Annotated in this window: 22 protein-coding genes; 9 read left to right on the top strand and 13 right to left on the bottom strand. The window is 58.0% G+C overall.

The window, feature by feature from the left end:
* Positions 1-104: 104 nt before the first annotated feature.
* The 6 genes from EAO27_RS19900 to EAO27_RS19875 all read right to left on the bottom strand — a co-directional run bounded on the left by EAO27_RS19900 (position 105) and on the right by EAO27_RS19875 (position 5,815).
* The gene (locus tag EAO27_RS19900; protein WP_242774324.1) at positions 105-377 is read right to left on the bottom strand and encodes a hypothetical protein; all 273 of its coding nucleotides are present in this window, start codon (positions 375-377) and stop codon (positions 105-107) included.
* 163 nt (positions 378-540) lie between these two features.
* Complete coding sequence (locus EAO27_RS19895; protein ID WP_242774321.1) at positions 541-1,185, bottom strand: MobA/MobL family protein; 645 nt, start codon at positions 1,183-1,185, stop codon at positions 541-543.
* A 279-nt stretch (positions 1,186-1,464) separates the two neighbouring features.
* A complete protein-coding gene (locus EAO27_RS19890; RefSeq protein ID WP_242774318.1) occupies positions 1,465-2,229 on the bottom strand; it encodes a hypothetical protein in 765 nt (254 codons plus the stop codon).
* Positions 2,230-2,545: 316 nt separating this feature from the next.
* Positions 2,546-2,833, bottom strand: coding sequence for a hypothetical protein (locus tag EAO27_RS19885; RefSeq protein ID WP_242774314.1), 288 nt, complete (start codon positions 2,831-2,833; stop codon positions 2,546-2,548).
* 31 nt (positions 2,834-2,864) lie between these two features.
* Complete coding sequence (locus tag EAO27_RS19880; protein ID WP_242774311.1) at positions 2,865-4,892, bottom strand: LPD7 domain-containing protein; 2,028 nt, start codon at positions 4,890-4,892, stop codon at positions 2,865-2,867.
* A gap of 371 nt (positions 4,893-5,263) precedes the next feature.
* On the bottom strand, positions 5,264-5,815 hold the full coding sequence (locus EAO27_RS19875) for a helix-turn-helix transcriptional regulator (RefSeq protein WP_278190110.1): 552 nt from the start codon (positions 5,813-5,815) through the stop codon (positions 5,264-5,266).
* Between the two features lie 196 nt (positions 5,816-6,011).
* On the opposite strand from EAO27_RS19875, the gene EAO27_RS19870 reads away from it, so the two are divergent.
* The 5 genes from EAO27_RS19870 to EAO27_RS19850 all read left to right on the top strand — a co-directional run bounded on the left by EAO27_RS19870 (position 6,012) and on the right by EAO27_RS19850 (position 9,425).
* Positions 6,012-6,488, top strand: coding sequence for a hypothetical protein (locus EAO27_RS19870; protein WP_242774298.1), 477 nt, complete (start codon positions 6,012-6,014; stop codon positions 6,486-6,488).
* A 22-nt stretch (positions 6,489-6,510) separates the two neighbouring features.
* Positions 6,511-6,783 (top strand): hypothetical protein, encoded by a 273-nt coding sequence (locus EAO27_RS19865; protein WP_242774294.1) that lies wholly within the window; start codon positions 6,511-6,513, stop codon positions 6,781-6,783.
* Positions 6,784-6,871: 88 nt separating this feature from the next.
* Positions 6,872-7,714, top strand: a complete 843-nt coding sequence (locus EAO27_RS19860; RefSeq protein WP_242774291.1) for a ParA family protein — start codon at positions 6,872-6,874, stop codon at positions 7,712-7,714.
* Positions 7,714-8,301, top strand: coding sequence for a hypothetical protein (locus EAO27_RS19855; protein ID WP_242774287.1), 588 nt, complete (start codon positions 7,714-7,716; stop codon positions 8,299-8,301). Before EAO27_RS19860 ends, EAO27_RS19855 begins: the two co-directional genes overlap by 1 nt.
* Before the next feature lie 116 nt (positions 8,302-8,417).
* Positions 8,418-9,425 carry a hypothetical protein gene (locus EAO27_RS19850; protein WP_242774284.1) on the top strand — a complete coding sequence of 336 codons (1,008 nt, stop codon included), beginning with the start codon at positions 8,418-8,420 and terminating at the stop codon, positions 9,423-9,425.
* A 256-nt stretch (positions 9,426-9,681) separates the two neighbouring features.
* Here the strand turns inward: EAO27_RS19850 and EAO27_RS19845 are convergent, their stop codons facing one another.
* The gene (locus EAO27_RS19845; protein ID WP_242774281.1) at positions 9,682-10,455 is read right to left on the bottom strand and encodes a hypothetical protein; all 774 of its coding nucleotides are present in this window, start codon (positions 10,453-10,455) and stop codon (positions 9,682-9,684) included.
* Complete coding sequence (locus tag EAO27_RS19840) at positions 10,448-11,314, bottom strand: hypothetical protein (RefSeq protein ID WP_242774278.1); 867 nt, start codon at positions 11,312-11,314, stop codon at positions 10,448-10,450. Before EAO27_RS19840 ends, EAO27_RS19845 begins: the two co-directional genes overlap by 8 nt.
* A 346-nt stretch (positions 11,315-11,660) precedes the next feature.
* Here EAO27_RS19840 and EAO27_RS19835 point away from each other — a divergent pair, with 346 nt between their 5' ends.
* The 3 genes from EAO27_RS19835 (at position 11,661) to EAO27_RS19825 (ending at position 13,982) form a co-directional block, all read left to right on the top strand.
* Positions 11,661-11,993 carry a helix-turn-helix transcriptional regulator gene (locus EAO27_RS19835; protein WP_062186695.1) on the top strand — a complete coding sequence of 111 codons (333 nt, stop codon included), beginning with the start codon at positions 11,661-11,663 and terminating at the stop codon, positions 11,991-11,993.
* Positions 11,994-12,224: 231 nt separating this feature from the next.
* Complete coding sequence (locus EAO27_RS19830; RefSeq protein ID WP_242774274.1) at positions 12,225-12,887, top strand: thermonuclease family protein; 663 nt, start codon at positions 12,225-12,227, stop codon at positions 12,885-12,887.
* Between the two features lie 501 nt (positions 12,888-13,388).
* Positions 13,389-13,982: a TetR/AcrR family transcriptional regulator gene (locus tag EAO27_RS19825; protein WP_242774271.1), complete on the top strand. Its 594-nt coding sequence runs from the start codon at positions 13,389-13,391 to the stop codon at positions 13,980-13,982.
* A gap of 12 nt (positions 13,983-13,994) precedes the next feature.
* On the opposite strand, the gene EAO27_RS19820 is transcribed toward EAO27_RS19825, so the two are convergent.
* Genes EAO27_RS19820 through paaA form a run of 5 tightly spaced genes read right to left on the bottom strand, consistent with a single transcriptional unit; the run spans position 13,995 to position 17,601 of the window.
* Positions 13,995-15,071 (bottom strand): 2Fe-2S iron-sulfur cluster-binding protein, encoded by a 1,077-nt coding sequence (locus tag EAO27_RS19820; RefSeq protein WP_242774268.1) that lies wholly within the window; start codon positions 15,069-15,071, stop codon positions 13,995-13,997.
* A 9-nt stretch (positions 15,072-15,080) separates the two neighbouring features.
* Positions 15,081-15,548: a 1,2-phenylacetyl-CoA epoxidase subunit PaaD gene (paaD, locus tag EAO27_RS19815; RefSeq protein ID WP_278190109.1), complete on the bottom strand. Its 468-nt coding sequence runs from the start codon at positions 15,546-15,548 to the stop codon at positions 15,081-15,083.
* A 5-nt stretch (positions 15,549-15,553) separates the two neighbouring features.
* Positions 15,554-16,306, bottom strand: a complete 753-nt coding sequence (paaC, locus tag EAO27_RS19810; protein WP_242774266.1) for a 1,2-phenylacetyl-CoA epoxidase subunit PaaC — start codon at positions 16,304-16,306, stop codon at positions 15,554-15,556.
* 8 nt (positions 16,307-16,314) lie between these two features.
* The gene (paaB, locus tag EAO27_RS19805) at positions 16,315-16,596 is read right to left on the bottom strand and encodes a 1,2-phenylacetyl-CoA epoxidase subunit PaaB (protein WP_242774260.1); all 282 of its coding nucleotides are present in this window, start codon (positions 16,594-16,596) and stop codon (positions 16,315-16,317) included.
* 18 nt (positions 16,597-16,614) lie between these two features.
* The gene (gene paaA, locus EAO27_RS19800) at positions 16,615-17,601 is read right to left on the bottom strand and encodes a 1,2-phenylacetyl-CoA epoxidase subunit PaaA (protein WP_242774249.1); all 987 of its coding nucleotides are present in this window, start codon (positions 17,599-17,601) and stop codon (positions 16,615-16,617) included.
* Positions 17,602-18,148: 547 nt separating this feature from the next.
* Here paaA and paaG point away from each other — a divergent pair.
* A complete protein-coding gene (gene paaG / locus EAO27_RS19795; protein ID WP_242774246.1) occupies positions 18,149-18,940 on the top strand; it encodes a 2-(1,2-epoxy-1,2-dihydrophenyl)acetyl-CoA isomerase PaaG in 792 nt (263 codons plus the stop codon).
* Positions 18,941-18,969 lie beyond the last annotated feature (29 nt).

Below are 18,969 nucleotides of genomic sequence, written 5' to 3'. Positions count from 1 at the left end.
CACACGGTTCGAAATTAGAGAATGCCGTGTTTTGCGGGCGAGGCGAACCGCATGCAAATCATTCTGGTAAATTGTCGCAGTCAAAATGGGCCTAACAGCCGATTTCAGCGGTTCAGAGGATAGAGCGAGCGAAACGTCGTCACACGCATCGTAGAGCGCATGGCGGCGTGCAACAACTTGCGATCTTCCGACGCCGCCGTCCAAGTCGCTGGCACTTTGCGGCCGTTAAGCGCTTCCACTATCTGAGTGTGCCTAGCTGCCGACAGCCGGTCGGCGATCCGGACGATGAGCAATGCAAACAGGCGCGGCATTTCGCGCATAAAAATGACGGTGGCACACACGGCAACGACCACGGCAATTGGTCCGACGATAAACATTTCTTTTCTCCTCTGATCTTCAGATCATCCTCTCCGCTCAATTCCTCTCCCCATTCCGGCCTGTAGGCATGGCTGCCCGATCCTTCCAAGGTGCCAGAAACAGCAAATTGATATTCAGAACGTCCGGCACCGGGCGTTACCGGTGCTCGGTGCCGACACGATCTCAGCGGGATTTTTGCGTTGTCGCTGCCATGACATATTCGGGCGGGACGATCCCGGTCCGATCCCACCAACGCTCCGCGAGGCGCTTGCGAGAATTGTCCGTCCGCAGCCAGTTCTGCCGGACCTTGCCGTAATCGCGGTGCTCGGGGTCATATCCTCGCAAGGTGATGAGGAGATGCGCGTGCGGCGCGATTTCGGGTTGATCGTCGCTTTCCGCCTGATGATGAATCGCCCAGTCGACCACCATGCCGCGGGCCACAAGAAAATCCTCGGCAAAGCCTTCGATCAGATTGCGCCAGAAGGCGAGATCCTCATGACGCGGCAGGCTGCCGACGCAATGTGCAATGGTCGGCTCGTCGGGCCTATACCGGGCCGCATTCTCGTCCGCTTGTGCCCACAGCGCGATTCCCCCCAGTTTGGGTCCGGCGGCGCGGGCAGGAGCACATCGGCCCGCCGCCGCAAGGTCAGAGCGCGACGCCCAGTTCGGCGTCGGACCCCATTCATCGACGCTGTTCTGGCGGTTGATGTAAGCGTAGCTCGCCTGCGCCGTGCGGTGGGTGCGCAAGAGTTCGGGCGTATAGCGGCTTGACCGGTCCCGGATCACATAGCGGGTGTTGAACGGGCGGATGTTGTGGATGGTCGTCATTTGGTACTTCTTTCTACGAATAAAAAGGGGCCGCATCGCTGCGGTCCCCTTGCTGAGTTTGTGTGTGATGGAGAAACGGCGAAGCGGCACCGCAGCGGCTGCCGGGCGTTGATTTACCGGATATTTAAGAGTGGTCGTTAGTGGCCCGCCGTCGGCCGTGACAGCGGCCCATCGCATGCGAAGCGTTGTGCATATGCACGCTCGCAGGCCTCGCTGCTCGAGCGACCCGAGCAGCGAGGCCATTTTTTCATCGATAGTGAGTTTACGCGTTAGGCGCGCTCAGGCGTGGAACAGGCCGTCCTCGAAGCTGACCCATCTCGCGGTTTCGTCGCCCGCAGCGAGGCGTTGTCGATAGTCGCGATAATGGTGCGCGAACGAGTCTGCGCGGCGAATTGGGCGTGAGTTCCCGATATCGGCGAGCGCGGCTGTCAGATACTCGCTGGCATCGATCCAGTCGCGAAGCGCCAGCATGGTCTCGAAGAAGGGTTCCGGCCGCGCGCTGCGGAACGCTTCGACATGCGCCCACAGCATCAGGCGTGCCGTCGCTATGCGAAGCGCATGGTCTTCGGCTGCCGCCGGCGCGGAGCGCGACCAGGCCAGCTCGATGTCCGCATCGCCGATCTCGGGCATCGGGATCGAGAAGCGACGGCACGCTGTTCGCTCATCGAACCCATGGTTACCCATTGCGGCGGGATCGATAGCCGTCTCGCCAAAGCAGAGATCGGCAAGCGCCGGCTCAACGAAGAAGCGCCGGCTCATCGCGTCCATCGCCAACGTCATGCGATCGGCCGTGGACACGATCTGGACTGCGGCCGGCAACAGCGTCTTGTCGAGCAAGTGCGGCAATGGGATTTCCGACTTGCGCGCGTCGGAGACGCAGATCGTGTTGATCCAGCGATGACCATCATCTTGATCGACCATCGTCAGGACCGCCGCCGCAACCGGCCTGCGTGCCAGCGCCGGATGCTCGTCTGGTATGTCGTTGACGGGAATGCACGCCAGACCGATCACCTGCAGGCATTTGGGAAGTTGATACTCGTTCACGATATTCTCCTTTCGGAGGATCAGGGATCCGAGACAGAACTCCTGCCTCTTTTCCTTTCACCCTGTTCCTCGCTTCCCGCGTCAGCGTCTCCATTGTTCAGCGGGCGCGAAGGCGCGTCCCGCTTTTCCATTTGGCGAACATGCGAGGTCGGTCTGCGGCTGCGCCGCAGGGGTGGTCGTCATTTATGGGTGGCAAGTATTTCTGGGAGCCGGTGATCGGCGGCGGCGGCTGCCGATTAGTCTCTTCCCCATAGACTGGTACATGAGCAGAAGAACGACGTTGCGCCTGTGGTGTCGACGAAACGTACTCTGCGGATCAATCCGATCCGCGGCTTGCTTCTTCAGCGACTTCGGCCAAGGCTTCGCGCTCGTCACAGGCGATGACCGGATCACGCCCTCGTCCCCACGTATATTCCTTGAGCACTTTGCAGAAGCAGCGGATGTCGGTGTCGAATAGCCACATCGCAGCCCGGCACGAGGTGCAAGCGGGATCGGGCGTCAACGTCACCCCGGATGCCGGATGGCTGAGTACTGGGCTGATATGGTCGTCATCTCGCCGCAGGGTTTGGAACTGGCTCGGCTGGAAAACATCGTTGGTCGGCACTGCAATTCTCCTTGGTGAACAGTAAATTCGGTCATCGCGACCAATCAGCGGGTGGCCGGCTTCGGGCCTGTTGCATCGTGTTTCTCGGCTCATCTGGCCTGATTGGCCCCGACCGGCGATCGGCATCAGTGTATTTATGCGGACCCGCGCGGGCGACGCTTGTGTCACGTTCGCGGTATTCTCCGGGATCCCAGTCCCAGCGGGCCAGCCGCTGTGCGACGACAGCCCGGACCCGGCGACGCAGGCGCATAGGCAGCCGATATCCTTCCGAAGCATTGACCGGGAATGCTGTCACATCACGGTCGATACCGCCCGCCCTGTCGGCCTCGGTGCTTGGGTCCGCAGTATGGGATGCGACATTTTGACTGCGGCCTGCAGCAGCGTCGATAGCCGCGTACCAGCGCTCAGCACGCCGCGAACGCATGCGCACCGTTTCTGGCTGCAAGATCGGACGGGCTTGAACGGCTATCCCGAGTTCTGCGCCGAGCCGTTGAGCTTGGCGAATAAAGTCCTTGCCGCCAAACGCTGCGACATCTCCATGACGATTCATTGCTACCAACAGCGCAGCCCGAAGGGTCGCGTCGGAAGTATTTTGTAGCCAGATGCGGTTGCCGCGTTCGACGAATGCAGGCTGCCGAATGCCTTCTTCGATGGACCAATATTGGGTCGCATCGCCCACTTCGACGGACCGATAGCCGTGCAATTCGCGCGGGCCCGGCTGAATCGGCGACCATGGCAGATCAAACGACGCATCGCTTCCCTCGAGAGATGGGAGATCGACCGCCGCAGGATCCGGGAATTCGTCGATTTGAGCCCGCAATTGGCGGAGCGCAGCGATCCGGGCATCATATTGCACCCGAACGTCGGCGATCCGGGATTTGAACATCGATGAGACCGCTGACTGAAGCGCACCAACCCCGATGACCGCAGGGTCGGGCGCAAGCGCTGCAACCTCGGCGCGGCAGATTCGACGCTCGGCTTCCAGCATCGTCACCGCGGCTAATTTTTCCGCCATTAACCGAGCGATGCGTTCTTGGATAACAGCGCATGCGGCAGTCCGATGCCGGTCGCGTGTCGCCCAGGCTCCCGCCCTTTCCTGGTCGATGATGCGTGGAATGAACTGATGCTCAGGCGGTTCGGGCGTCGTCCAGGGTCCCCATTTCTTGATTAGCCGCGGCATGCTCAGCTTTCGGTCCACGACCGACATCTTGACGCGATGAACGCCGTCTGCGCTTCGTAGCTCGCCGCCTGATCCTGTCTGCACCGCCATCACGCCGTGCTCGGCCAGTGCCGTCTGGGCCTCACTCCAGTTCCGGGCGGAATGCAGAAGTGGTGCGAGTTGCTTTTGGGAAAAACGCGTAAAAGACTCGACGCCGCTTTCTTCCTCCCATTGCAGGGTTTTGAGTGATGGCGAGGGCTGCTTCGCCTTATCGGGCTTGGTCACAACCGGCTCAACGCGGCGAACCATTTGGGCATCGGCTACGTAGCGAGCCCCTGGTTCCGGTCTCAGTCCAAGCTCATATTCCAGACGGGCACACGCTCGCTGCATTGCTTCATGCGACAAACCCGAAGGACCAAAGGGGGTGGCGCCGCCTTTCTCGTCAAGGGTCACGATCAAAAAATGCGGATGCAGATTGTCGGTGTCGCCGTGCAGTGTCCACAAGATCAGCGCATCTGTGCAACCAAGTTCTTCGGCCAACACCATCGCTATCCGGCTGCAGGAATTGCCATCAATTTTCTCATCGCCGTGCACCGACGCGATCACATGTCGCGCCGGCTTCTTCGACCGCGAAGAGCGCAGCGCGAGGCGACGTTCCATTTCATCGCGAGCGGAGGCCCAATCCATGTTTTGCCCTTGGCTCAGGCCTCCAAGGTCGATGACGCGTTCTTCCTGCGGTGCGTCGGGCGACTTGTCAGCCAACAAATAATGGGCAAGATCCAGACCAAATTCGTGAGCCTGACCATTACGCTTGGCAGTTTCCATATAGCGGGCGAGCGACCGCGCATGGTGGGATCCCGCGCCGCCCTTTTCTTTCGCCGGTTTTTCGACAATGACCATCACTGGGAAATGGTGGCGCTGCGCGGCGCCGCCAATCTAATCTTCCGTAACAATCACCTACAGCGTGGGACTACTACTAACGTGGCCGAATTCGCCATGGCTGCAAGAAGCGAAGCGCCGAGCAGCCGTGGCGTCGGCTTCACCTCTCAGGTGAAGCCCCATCCTGTGTCAAAAAAATGGACCGGTATTTCATTGCGCCTCATAGCGCAGCCGCACCTAATAGGCTGGAACACAACGTGATCTTGGGCGTCATGTCCGAACATGACATAACATAACAAGGCAGTGCAATGGCCCGGCAGGAGGCTCCGGATCGTCAGCGATGGCCTAAGATTGCTGGCGCTAGGTTTGATCAACCCATCGACGTCGCCACGTCAGTAGTCAGGCGCCGGCATGCGAGCGGCTTTAAGGCGATCTTCAGTGCCGCGTTTTCGGGCGATGCGCCTTAGCCAAGGGGTGATATCTTTCGCGTCCAAATAGGCTTCGGCATCTTCGACGCCATCGAAACCGAGCGCCTTGGCATAGGACTCGCTAACGTCCCAATAGTTGGCAGAGTGCCGGGTTCCCACGATGCCCCGGGGCGTCGCCTCGGCGCGTTCGAACTTCCTCACCGAGCTGATGCTGATCCCGACCGCCTGTGCAACATCGGCCATTGAACGTTTTCCGATCCAGCGCGCAAGATAGCAGCGATAATTGCGCCATCCCGCCGGCGCGTCGCCTAGACCGGCTTCTTGAGGCAAATGTTTGCCCAACACCTCCTCACGCAAAAGAATATCGCGAAATGCGCGTGACATTTTGCGTTGGCCACTTTCGATCCTCGAGATTGTCTCCCGGCTGTAGCCAGTCCGTCGTGCGAGCTTAGCCTGTGTCAAATTGCACGCTTTCCGGGCCTTTCGTAATTCAGCCTCGGGTTCGAACAGTCGCATTGAGTATAACTTTCTCTAAAATTCCGCATGCCGATGAGACCGCAGATTAATCCTGAATAAAAATATGTGACATTTTGCATTTTAGTCAATGCCTCCAGACTAAAATGCTGGGATGAACACATCATCGCCCCCACCAAAGCTCGCAAGCGCAGCGCTATCCGAAGGACGAACGAGGTTACCTCAAGGCAAGCGTCCATTGTTTGATGCCGCGGCCATCGAGACTGTGGTCAATGCTCAGCGCGAGGCAGACGTCCAAGATCCTCCTCAGCGGCGCGTCCCCCTTATGGGCGTCATTCGAACGGCAGCGCCGTTAATCCTTACTCGCCGTGCCAATGGCTGGACCGACGCGCAAATCGTCGAATTCCTGCATGAGCTTGGCGTTGCAATCTCGGCAGAGACTTTGCGGGTGTACCTCAGCCGCCTGCGCCGCGAAAATCCGGAAGAACCATCCATGGAGATGGACCAGATCGCGGAGTCGAGTGACGAAATGGATCCGCATGCCGCGGCAGCCCCGTCCGATCCCGCGCCGCCAGATAAACCGCCCGAGATCGTCGAACCACCGTCTGCCCAGGATGAAGCCATCCTGACGCGGTCCCAAACTTCATCAGCGCGCGAGACCAAGACGATTGAGACCCCGTTCAAGCCGGGCATCGATCTCGATGAAGAAATCTGATCCCAAACGAAGGAAAAATTAAATGGCGACCAAAGAAATAGCACGCAGCCCCGCGATCTTCTGCTGCAAGCACAAGGGCGGATACAACCCAACGACTCCTATCGAGAGAATTTGGCACGCGAATGCCGGAAAGCTTTTCGCAGACGTGGACCAGATAGCGGCGTCGAGTGCCGAATCTGGTGCTCATGCGACTGCAGCGCAGTCCGGCGCCGAGCAATCAAGCAAGCCGCCCGAGACCGCCGTGCCAACGGCCGCCGAGACCGTGGCCGCTCCTTTACCGCCCCAGGCTTCATGAAGACCCTAGACCAAGGAAGATGGCCTCCGTTTGCCTCGCGCATCGGGCTTCGAGAAGAAATCTGATCCGAAACGAAGGAGAAATGCGAATGACGACCAGAGACATAAGACGCCGCATTGCAGTCATCGGCGCCAAAGATAAGGGGGGCGCAGGCCTCAGCACGACGGAGACCGCGCTCGCGACCGTTTTGCGGGCCACTGGCGAAGGTCATTTCCGTGTCCAGATCGTCGACGCCGACAAGGCCAATGGCTCTCTGACTCAGCGTTTGGGCGAGCGCGATGATTCTGGCAAACTGCTCGCTGAGCAGGATCCCTATAAGGGGATTATCAAGGCTGATCTGTTCGATCGCGACGGCGCCCGCCCAATCTTTCACGCGATAGAATCAGATGCTGAATTTGTAATCATCGATACGCCGTCAGGGTCGCTCGATCGCTTCGGATCCCTGTCTGAATCGCTGACGGCCCGCGATCTTGTCGATCATATTCGCGACAATGATCGCGAGCCGATCGTTCTTGTCCCCTTTGGACCAACCGTTGCTGCTATCCGCGGCGTGGGCAAGGCCATCGATACCTTCGGCGAGGTGTCTTATGTCGGGGCTCGCTATATGGCGGGAGTGCGGGATGACGACTATCGGCTCTGGTCGTCCGAACCTCTCACTAATTTTTATGGCCGCACGGTCGGCGGTAACGTCCGTCGCAAGTTCGAAGAAGCGGGCGGTCAGGTCATCGACATGCCACCCGCCCCCATGCGGCCGTTCGCGCTGGCGGAGGCGCTGAGCCTCACATTTGCCCAGTCCGCGACTCATGTCGGTGGCGATTATGAACAATATGACCGGCTCAACATGGCCTCATGGCTTAACAAATGGGTTCGCGAGTTCCAGAAGATCGAAGACCTGCTGGGTCTCGAAGGCATCGAATGGAGGCCTTTCTGATGAAAAAGCCCCATATCGATCTGCAAACTCTGTCTTCTACCTCGGCGCGAGAGCTGCTCGAGAAATATTTGTACGGCAGCGGCGACGTCGAACTGATCCTGCGCTTCGCCGAAGAACACAACCTTGAAAAGGACAATCTCGTCTGGCTGTTGACAGGCATATTGAAGGTCGGGAGCAACCTCGTGAACGATTTGCTGAGGGCTACCCAATACACGGGAGAGGTAATTGCAGTCGCGGAAACGCAGCGGCGGACGAGTATGCAGGACGCTGAAGAATTGGCGGGTCGACTGGTAGCTCAAATTTCTACCGCCGCCAGTCAGAGCGCCGGACAACTCGACATGCGGATTGCAAAAATTGAGCGGCTGGGGCGCGACGTCAGCCAACTTGCCGCCCACTTTGCGTCGGCGCACGGGGAATTCAAGTACACGCGTGATTCATTCCAAAAATTCATCGAAACGGAAATGCGCGTCTGGACCACAGAGTTTCTCGCACGAGCCCGCGAGCAGCTCAATCCGCAGCCCTGGAGGCTTTATGCCATTAGCGCATTCCAGACTGCGCTGATCATCGGCCTGTTCATTTGGCAATGATACTAATTGCCCACCTTGTCGCCGTGAAAAACCGTGCGCTCCAAGCCTCGGCGCATGTCGATCTGCCACCCTCAAAAAATTAACGGCGCGGTCATGTGCCATTGGAGCCTAACGCAATGAAAATGTGGTATAGACATGAGGGCAGGAGCAAAGCGTCCAAGCTCGCACTTGAAATACTTGAATATGTGGATGAGCATTTGAGGGGTTTCGATTGGCGTCCCCGAATTACATCGATCGGTATAAGGGCAGACTGCGGTGACACTTATGATTTCGAGGTCGAACTTGAATTCTCCTCGGGCGCATTTGTCGTTGTTCGATATGGCGATTGCGACGACACAGAACGAGGAGGGATATGCACCGACAGCTATGCGATCGGTCAGGCTATACGCGCCGTGTTTGAGGACTTTCGCAAAACAGGGATAAATGTTCTCTCCGCAATGCTTTATGACGCCCGCCATGAGGCACTAAAGACGCTATCGACATGGTCAGGAGGCGCAACGCATGCCGAACTGGTAAAACCGCGGCTGTTGAGAGACGAGTGGTGCGGAAGAGAAGAATATCTATCAGATTTAGAATTTCGAGTGCTTGATAATAAACTCAGACCTTCTGAACTCAATATTTTTGCAGACCATCCAAGTTTGCTGAACGCGGAGCTCAAAACGCACAGAGAACTTATGGACTTAAGATTCGCTAGGAAAACCGAACTGGCGCGCCAAGGAGCGGACGGGTCGATTGACCAAATCGCAATCAATGCTATCGCGCAGCGATGTGATATCGCTGACGGAATAAGGTGGGTCGCCAATCGGACTGTTGAAGCACGTCATCCTGATTTGTACTTGTATGTCCGAGACGGACACATTGGCTGCGAAGGTTACGACGCGCAAAATTCCAATTTTCACTGGAATGGTAGCTCGCTCACGTTGTGGAATTGCACCCTTCCCGAGATCGCGATCAGCCAATTGGCGGGTCAGCCGATAACTCGCTTGATCGAGCATCCCATATTGTCCAGCGACATGATCATCACTGAAGCCAGTTCGATAGAAATTGGCGATCAACAGGCCATCCAGGTAAATTTCGACCAGCCGAAGCGACTATTTTGCAAAGTGTCCGGTCGTTCATGGTGAAACATTTATATGGAAGGTTCCTACATCCAGTTTAGCATTATCCCAACAAGATCGCTGCCTTGCCGGGTGATATAGATTTCGCTTTCGACTTGTTCTGAACAGCTTCCTTGCCGAGACATCCCTCCGGAGAAAGCTGTCATGTCCTACGCGAATACAGAAGCTCCGTCATCGCGCGGACACGCTCAATTGGCCGTCGGCTCGACGACATGATAGACCACGCTCAACGGCCAGCTTGCATCTTCCCCGCGACGAGCGATCACCGAGCCAGGCCGCCCGCTCCGACTATGACCGACAACAAATGGCTTGTCAGCGCAGACGCGCCCTTTCGGTAGGCGATTTCACCCCAATCATCCCAACAGTGCACCCGCTCGGCGAGCCAGGCGAAGAGATCATCGCGCGAATTTGCATCGGCGAAGGACTGCGACCACGCGATATTGCGCGTCGGCATTCGCGCGCCAACCTTAAGTCCGGTCAACGTCACCAGGTATCGCCTTCCCAGATTTTCGCGCGCGAACACATGGCGGCGGAAACCCACCTCCCGCTCGAAGTCGATCAGCGCCTGCTCCCGCGCCTCGGCGTCGAGCCCCTTGTTCACGCTGACCGCTGCCACGACCGCCGCCATTGGCAAGCGCTCGAATTCCGGCTCGCGCGTGGCCTGCAGCATCATGAGGACGGACCTGCCCAATGAGCTCAGCCCCCCACCGAAGAGGTCCCTCCCCGCCGATGTCTCGACCATACCGATGCTGGCGAGCCAGCACAGATAGAATCGCCAGAACATCATGTCCCCGCCGAAAACATCGTGGTTGCTCTCCGTGCCAAACCAGCGCGCATCGATCGCGGTCATGACCCTCAGCATCAGTTCATGCTGTTCGGGTGCGAAGTGGACCGGCGGGAATCCAAGTTCTCCCTCCCAGAAGGCGTCCCTGACGCTCGCCCAATTTCGCCCAGAGGCATCCTCGTAGCCGCGCGGATTGGCTCGAAGCCACCAGCCCCACGGGAGTTCGCCGACGTGACGCTCAAAGTCAGCCACGGCCACCCCCGCGACGAGGGTCGAGGCCGAGCGGCGGCGGCGCGCCATCGCGCGCGGGCGCCGCGTCTCCTTCAGCGATTGCTCGCAGCTGAGCTGCGAGGGCGACCGTTTCTCTGACAACATATGCGTCGTCGCGATATATCCGTCCAAGCTCCGAGGACTTCGATCCGGAGGAATTCGGCCTAGCGTTCGGAATAAGATCAAAGGCATGATCGCAACTGAAGCCGAACCACCACGCATGCGAATCTTCGACCCGGTGGTCGGTTGCGTGTTCTACCGGATGGTAGACCGCCGGTCGTAATGTCACGTGACAGATGCGGCGCGCTTCGACGGCTAACCGACGCGTCGGACTCGGCCCTTCTTCGCACAGTCTTGAATAAGTCAAACCGCCATGCACATCGATCCCGATGTCCGGCGGAACGGCGTTTGCATCCCAGCCCCAGAGAGGGTGATCCTTGGGAATGCCGACATATCCGCAGAGAAAGCCATTATCCGTGTTACGCAACATGATGCAGTCGTATCCACTCGCCGTATCGCGCCAGCTGACCTTGTCCGCCTCTCCGAGCCACGCGCCCTTGCCACCGGGCCGCGCGGCCTGATCGTAGAATATTTCTTCTGCGGGAACGACGCATTCGCGAGTTGCATAGGCGCGGCCGGTAACGAGACCGACGCCGCCCTCTCGGGTGACATCGCCTCCGTCGCCGATCAGCTTCTCGGCGGCGAATTCGGAGCCGAGGATCGGCAGCAGCGTGTCGACCGTTGCGGGCACGACGACTAGCGTCGCCGTTTTCCTGCGTACGGCCGTCTGGCGCCGCTCAGCCGGAACAAGCGCCTGCGATTTGATGGTATTCTTAGCCATGCCTATTCTCCCGCTTGGTTTGAAACATCAATGCCACTCGCCCCCGACAAGGCCTCAGGGTGTTGTGCCGGATGGTCTCTGCGCGCGTATCGCGCTCGCTCATCAGCCGCCGGATAGTTGATCCAAGAGCATGAGTTCCGCCGAGTGGACGGCCCAGCCGCGAGGCTCGGCAATGCTATGCTGGCTATGGTCCAAGCGTCACCTCCAGTATGACAGATAATAACAATATCGTTCGATATATCATACGATAAGCGAAGTCAATCGATCGAACGAAAGCGTTCACTTGACCGAACGATCGTTGATTTCTATGTCCCCGATCTCATGGTAAGTTGGGTCTAAGGAGGTCATGGGCGTGTCGTTGGCGATGAGGCTGCAGAACCTTCGCACGTCAAAGCAGCAATCGCTTCAGGAAGTGGCTGACGCTATTGGTGCGTCGAAAGCCCATATCTGGGAGCTTGAGAAAGGCACCGCCAAGAATCCGTCGATCGAACTCGTCCGAAAGCTCGCCGATTATTTTGAGGTGTCCATCGCTCACCTTGTCGGTGAGAAGCCGGACGAAGATGGCGATGACGAGCAGTTGCTCGTAATTTACCGTCAACTGAAATCTCTCGATCTGCGCGACCGCTTGGTTCTTGGAGATATCATCAAGGGAATGCAGAAGCGCCGTTCGGGAGCTTAGAAGAGTCGGCGCGCTTGGCATTGGTCTGAAGGTTCGGCCAATACTGTCGTGGCCGTCACCGGCTCCAGATCCGCGGCGAAGGACTTCGGGGCGGTCGGCGCCTTGGTCGATCGAGCTATCGCCAATTCTGTCAGTCGGTCTTGGGGGCGAATATTTGCATAGCGGACATTCAGCTCAATCGATCGAGGATGATCAAGGAATTGGTAAGCGGACCGGGCTAGTTTATCCCCCATGAAATGGTTCTTTGTAATCGGGCTGGCGCTGACGCCGGCGTTCGCATTCGCGCAGGGCATTAGTGGCTCGGCCCGGGCGATGGACGGCGACACTCTCAATATGGCGGGGATCGTCATCCGCTTGCACGGTGTGGACGCCCCCGAGCTCAACCAGACTTGCGCGCGCGAGGGACAAAGCTGGGCATGCGGCAAAGAAGCGTCGGCGAAACTGGCGCAACTGGTCAATGGTGCCGAAATGCGGTGTGAGCAGCGCGATGTCGATGATTATGACCGGATCGTCGCCAGCTGCACCGCGCGGCTGATAGATCTGGGCCAAGCCATGGTCGAAGCGGGCCTTGCAGTTGCGTTGCCTCAGTTTAGCGATCGCTATCTTGGCGCCGAGGCGCGCGCCAAGGCCCTCAAACTGGGCATCTGGAATTCCGATTTCCAACAGCCGGCCGACTATCGGGCCGCCAATCCCAGAGCCCATCGACCCAAACCGCAGGCATCCGCCGCGCGTCAGCCTATTGCCTCGCCGGCGCCGTCCGGCGTCTATTACCGCAATTGCAATGCGGCATGGGCAGCGGGTGCCGCGCCGTTATACCGCGGTCAGCCGGGATATCGGCCAGAGATGGATGGAGACGGCGACGGCGTGGCGTGCGAACCATTCCGGCGGCGATGAGCAATGAAGATGGGTTGATAGAGGTTCAGCCAAAATTTCTAGCGCGGTGCTGCTACTTTACATACGGCGAAGACGTGACGATGATCGGCTCGAGAAAACTGGCACGATGGTCGCCGCCGGCGCGGATCCCTTTCTTTGGATGTGACGTGCTCCCCTGATTGTTGCCAGTCAGAGGTAGAGTCCGGCTCTTTCTGCGCTGCTACCCAACCTTGGACCACGCGGGCCTGATGTCAGATCTGCGTTGAACCACCGGGACGGTGGTTGCGGCGACCTCGGTCAAACGCCTGCGGACCTTGAGGACCGAATTGCGCACGTTGAGGCACCCGCCCGGAGATCATCATGAGGCTATGACCTCGAAAAGGGGCATGACCCCGGTTCGGATCGACAATCAGGCTTGACAGATACACGCAATTACAGGGCCGTTTGATACTCGAGAACCTTGACCCCCCCACGCAATGGCCTAGTCGGGGAGAGATTCCCGGACCTGATGAAAGACTTGTTATGGCCAGAACCCAGGCTGCCGACTACGAAGATCGCAAAGAGGCGATCCTCGATCATGCTGCCGCCCTTTTTGCACGAAAAGGGTTCCTAGGCACTTCCGTTCTGGACATTGCCCACGCCTGCGGAGCGTCGAAATCGCTGCTGTACCATTACTACCCGTCTAAAGAAGATGTCCTCGCAGGAGTAATGTCATCCCATATTGATGTATTGCTCAACACTGCCTCTGAGGTCCTGGCAGACGCTATGTCGGCTGATGAGAGACTGCGGCAAATGCTCCATCGTTTCTTGGAGCATTATGCTGGCGCGGCCAATCGGCAGAAGGTCCTGCTTCATGAACTCGATAACTTGCCTCCGACGGTTCGAAAGGAAATTGTTTCGAAGCAACGAAAGATCGTTGACGCAGTCCAGTCGCTGCTCGTTCGCGTCTTTCCCGATAAGCTGGCCGACCCCGCAACCGCCAGGGTCAAGACGATGCTGATCTTCGGGATGATTAACTGGACAAGCAACTGGTTCGACCAGAGCGGAAAGCTCACCTACGCCGATCTGGCCGATATGACCCTCGAAATGGCACTCGCTGGACGGGAAGTGAGCTAGCGACCACGCATCTCAAGCATCGAAATCAATATCGACATCATCCGAAATTGGAATGGCCTGGCAGGTCAGGATATAGCCCCGTTCAATCTCGTCCTGTGACAAGGCAAACTGGCGAATCATTTCGACCTCACCCTTGATTACTCGCGCGCGGCACGTCGCGCAGACGCCCGCCTTGCACGCGAATGGGGCTGGCAGTCCGGCAGCCCTGGAGTTCTCCAAAATTGTTTCGAGCTTGGGATCGTACCGTATGGTTCGAGTCTTGCCGTTTACGGTAATCCGGATGGGATTTCCTGCGGCGGCCTCTTCGAGCCGTTCCACGATGGCCCGGCGTTCAACGGTAAGTTCACCCGCCGCAAAGCGTTCGGTCTTGATTAGCTTCTGATCAAGACCGGCAGATTTGAGCACAGTTTCGACAGCCTCCATCATCGCCTCGGGTCCGCAGATGAAAGCTGCATCGATGGCATCACTGGGGAGAAAATGCTCAATGATTGCCGCTGCTTTCTGCATGTCGATCCGGCCGTTCAGTAAGACGAATTCATCGTCCTCGCGCGAGAGGAAATGGTGCACCGCGAGCCGGTCCATATAGCGGTTCTTCAATTGGGCTAATTCCTCGAGGAAGAGAATGCTGCTAACATCGCGGTTGCCATAGAATAACGAGAAATTGCTGCTCGGCTCGCCCTCTAGCCCCGATCGCAACAGGGACATTATGGGCGTGATGCCAGATCCGCTCGCGAACATCGCATAATGGGCCTTGCGGGCGCTGTCGAAAGCCCAGGTGAAGGCACCGGCTGGAGCAAGAGCTTCGACTGAAATGCCTGCAACCAGATTGTCGTTCGCCCAGTTCGAAAATTTTCCGCCATTCATGCGCTTTATGGCAATGCGCAGCTCCTTGTCTTGAGGTGCCGAGCAAATCGAATAGCTCCGCCTGACATCGTCTCCATCAATCATGGCTCGCAAGGTCAGGTGTTGGCCGGGCTCGAACTCGAACTGGTCGGACAAGTCCGATGGCACGGCAAAGCGAACTGTGATCGCGTGTTCGGTTTCCTTAAGAACCTCAGCAATGGCAAGTTGATGGAACATTGACGACATAGCTAATTCCTAATGGCATTTAAAACGATCGAACGGCTCACGGCACTCTATGCATTGCCACAGGGCTTTGCACGGTGTTGATCCGAAGCGGGAAATCTCCATGGTGTTACGTGAACCACACCGTGGACATGCCGCTTGTCCCGACGCTGGCTCGGGGGGCGCAATGCCGTAGCGAAGCAGTTTCTCCCGCCCTTCGAGCGTAATCATTTCGGTTGACCAAGGCGGAGTAAGGACGGTCCGGATCTCGACAGCCTCAAGACCGGCTTGGTCGAGTGCCACTCGGACATTTTGCCTGATCACGTCCGTTGCCGGGCATCCCGTATAGGTTGGCGTAATGCTGACCCACGATAGGCCATCCTTCAAACCAATTTCTCGAACTATTCCGAGCTCAACGATTGAAACTGCCGGAATCTCCGGATCTGGCACCTGCGAAAGCGCCTTGGCAATCTGAGCACCGACTTCATTCGCCGCGTTCACTGGCCTCACCAAGTCGCTGCTGGGTGAGCACGAGGCAGGACCTGCATGATCGCCAACATCATTGAGAGGTGCTCGCTGTGGCGTCCGCCCCGACCACCTTCAACACCCCGGACCTTCTCCGGCATAACCAGTCCTGCCTTCGCAAGCACGGCTCCAACGGCTTGCTCGAAATCGGTTCGCAAGGCCTGCCTCAGCGGAACTATGCCCCTTTCGGCACAATCGATCCAGGATTCATCATCGTGGAACAGATCGTCGATGAAACGCCAGTGCCACTCCAAACCATCCAGTATCCGACTTCGACTGTCTGCAGTCCCGTCCCCAAGCCGAACGATCCAATCTGCGGAGTATTCGGCGTGGTAGCGCAGCTCTTTAACCGTCTTTGCAGCTATCTCGGCGAGTCGATCGTCACGCGAATGGGAGAGCTGTTCGAACAGGGCTTCGGCATAGGTCGCGTAGAGGAAATGACGCACGATCGTTCGCGCGAAGTCTCCGTTGGGTTGCTCCACGAGTAAGGCATTGCGAAATTGCTCTGCATCGCGGTGAAACGCTAGGCGGTCTGCATTCCGGCCACTGCCTTCAACTTCACCAGCATAGTCAAGCAAGAGTGTCGCTTGACCAATCATGTCGAGTGCCAAATTCGACAGACTGAGATCAACTTCGATTGTCGGGGCACGCCCGCACCACTCGCACAATCGCTGACCCAGAACCAGGCAGTCATCGCCGAGCTGGACAAGCGAGCAAAATAGGGAATTGTCCATCACAGTCCTCACATGTGGTTCACGGATTCAGGAAGCACATAGAAGGATGGGTGGCGGTAGATTTTGTTTGCTGCGGGGTCGAACAGCTGCTCACTCTTGGCCCCGTCGGAAGCGACTATATCGGCTGATCGGGCGACCCAAACGCTGACTCCTTCTAGGCGACGAGTATATGTGTCGCGGGCATGACGCAGCGCCATTTCAGCGTCAGGTGCATGCACCGAGCCTGCGTGTCGATGCTCTAATCCGCCGCGAGCCCGGACAAATACTTCCCAAAGCGGCCAGTCCTTCATTTTAACCTCACTCTCAGATCATGCGGCTGCGCGGGCAGATCGCTTCGCCGCAAATGCATCGGCAGCCTCGCGCACCCATGCGCCCTCATCCCAGGCCTTTCGCCGCGCACCCATACGCTCCTTCGCGACAGCCCCCTCGCCGCGCACAACCGCATAAAACTCTTCCCACTCGATCGGGCCGAAATCATAATGGCCCCGTTCCTCGTTCCATTTGAGGACCGGATCCGGAATAGTCAGGCCGAGCAGTTCAGCTTGCGGTACGGTCGCGTCCACGAATTTCTGACGCAGTTGATCGTTTGTCTCGCGCTTGATCCGCCAGCGCATCGATTGCGCACTGTTGGGCGAATTCTCGTCAGGCGGGCCGAACATCATGAGCGCTGGCCACCACCAGCGGTCAAGTGCGTCTTGCGCCATGTTGCGCTGTTCGGTGGTCCCATTGACCATCGAGAGCAAGAGATCGTAGCCCTGTCGCTGATGGAAGCTCTCTTCCTTGCATATGCGAACCATGGCTCTCGCATACGGACCGTATGATGCACGCTGCAGCGGCACCTGGTTCATGATCGCCGCGCCATCGACGAGCCATCCTATCGCTCCAATGTCCGCCCAGTTCAAAGTCGGATAGTTGAAGATCGTTGAATACTTGGCGCGGCCTGCATGGAGCGCCTCGATCATCTCTTGCCTGCTTGTTCCGAGCGTTTCTGCCGCGCAATACAAGTAGAGCCCGTGACCACCTTCATCCTGGATTTTGGCCAGAAGGATCGCTTTGCGCTTGAGGCTGGGCGCTCTAGTTACCCAATTTCCCTCAGGAAGCATGCCCACGATCTCGCTGTGAGCGTGCTGCGAAATCTGGCGCACAAGTGTGCGCCGGTAGCCGTCGGGCATCCAATCATTGGGCTCGATGAAGTCATCCGCCGCGACCCTTGCCTCGAACGCAGCCAGGAGATCAGGATCTTCGACCAGTGCGGGATGTTCTGCGGCGGGTTTGCCCAGTTCCGTCGTGTACATGGTCTCTTTCGCTCCGGTTCCGATCAACCAGGGTCGGGTCGATCAGCAGGTTGACATCATCCTCAGACCAGCCTGCCTCAGCCTTGTCGACATGAGCCATAGCCAGCTCGCGGATTGCACGCAGACACCAAGCCATTGAGGGTTGCACTTGGACTCTGTTGGCAACTTGAAATAGATTTGATCGACCGAATGGTCAATTAATTTATGCTGTCGTGGCTGGGAAACGAGGTCATCAGCGAGTGCATCGCACTCCGACAGTGCAATTCGAGGAGCCTGCCTGTTGAAAGGCTCGTTCTGCGCACAGAGCGCGCCTAGCCTGGCAACGCCTACAGCTCCACGCGGCCGAGTGCGAACTATAACGTAATGAATCTCCGGGTCAGCAGATCCAACCCAGGTCCGGTCTTTAGCTGGCAAGCCGGCCCGGAACGAAACGCGAGAACGCTACGCTTGCAATCGCGCGTAAAGCTCTCGCCGCTAATTCCGCTTGCCATTCATTGTCCGTCCGGGCAGTTAATTCATAACGAGTCGAGCTATGATGGGAGGTGCTATGAGTTATGAGACCATCGTGGTCGACTTCGAAGAGGGCGTGACCAAGATCACGCTCAACCGTCCGGAGCGCCTCAACAGCTTCACCGTCCAGATGCATGAAGAGCTGGCAGATGCGCTGAGCAATATCGAGCGGTCCGATGAAGTCCGTGCCGTCCTTTTGACAGGCGCGGGCCGAGGATTCTGCGCAGGTCAGGATCTCTCGGATAGTTCCGTCGCGCCCGGCAGCGACGCGATCGACCTTGGGCACGCTGTCGATACCTATTATTCGCCCTTGGTGAAGCGACTCGCTGAGATGGCGAGACCGGTCGTCTGTGCGGTCAATGGGGTGGCTGCCGGTGCAGGAGCAAATATCGCGTTTGCCTGTGATATCGTTTTGGCCGGACGCAGCGCAAAATTCATTCAGTCATTTGCCAATATTGGTCTGATCCCGGACTCGGGGGGGACCTGGGTCCTTCCGCGACTTGCGGGTCAAGCCCGCGCCCTTGGCCTCGCGCTCACTGGTGAACCGCTTTCGGCCGAGCAGGCCGAGGCGTGGGGAATGATCTGGAAGTGCGTCGACGATGACGTTCTGGAGAGTGAAGCCATCAAGCTGGCCAAACGCCTTGCCGCTGGTCCGACCCGTGGCCTGGTTGAGACCAAGATGGCTTTGCGAAGCACCTACGACCGCACACTCGACGATGCCCTCGCCTTGGAGCGCGATCTCATGCGCGAGTTGGGCCGTAGCCACGACTATCCGGAGGGGGTTGCCGCTTTCATGGAAAAACGCGCGCCCAAATTCACCGGACAATGATCCGCCCATCACTTGCAAACGGATAATCA

Source organism: Sphingopyxis sp. YF1, assembly GCF_022701295.1.
In the GTDB taxonomy this organism is placed as follows: domain Bacteria; phylum Pseudomonadota; class Alphaproteobacteria; order Sphingomonadales; family Sphingomonadaceae; genus Sphingopyxis.
This window is presented reverse-complemented; position numbering and strand designations above follow the sequence as displayed.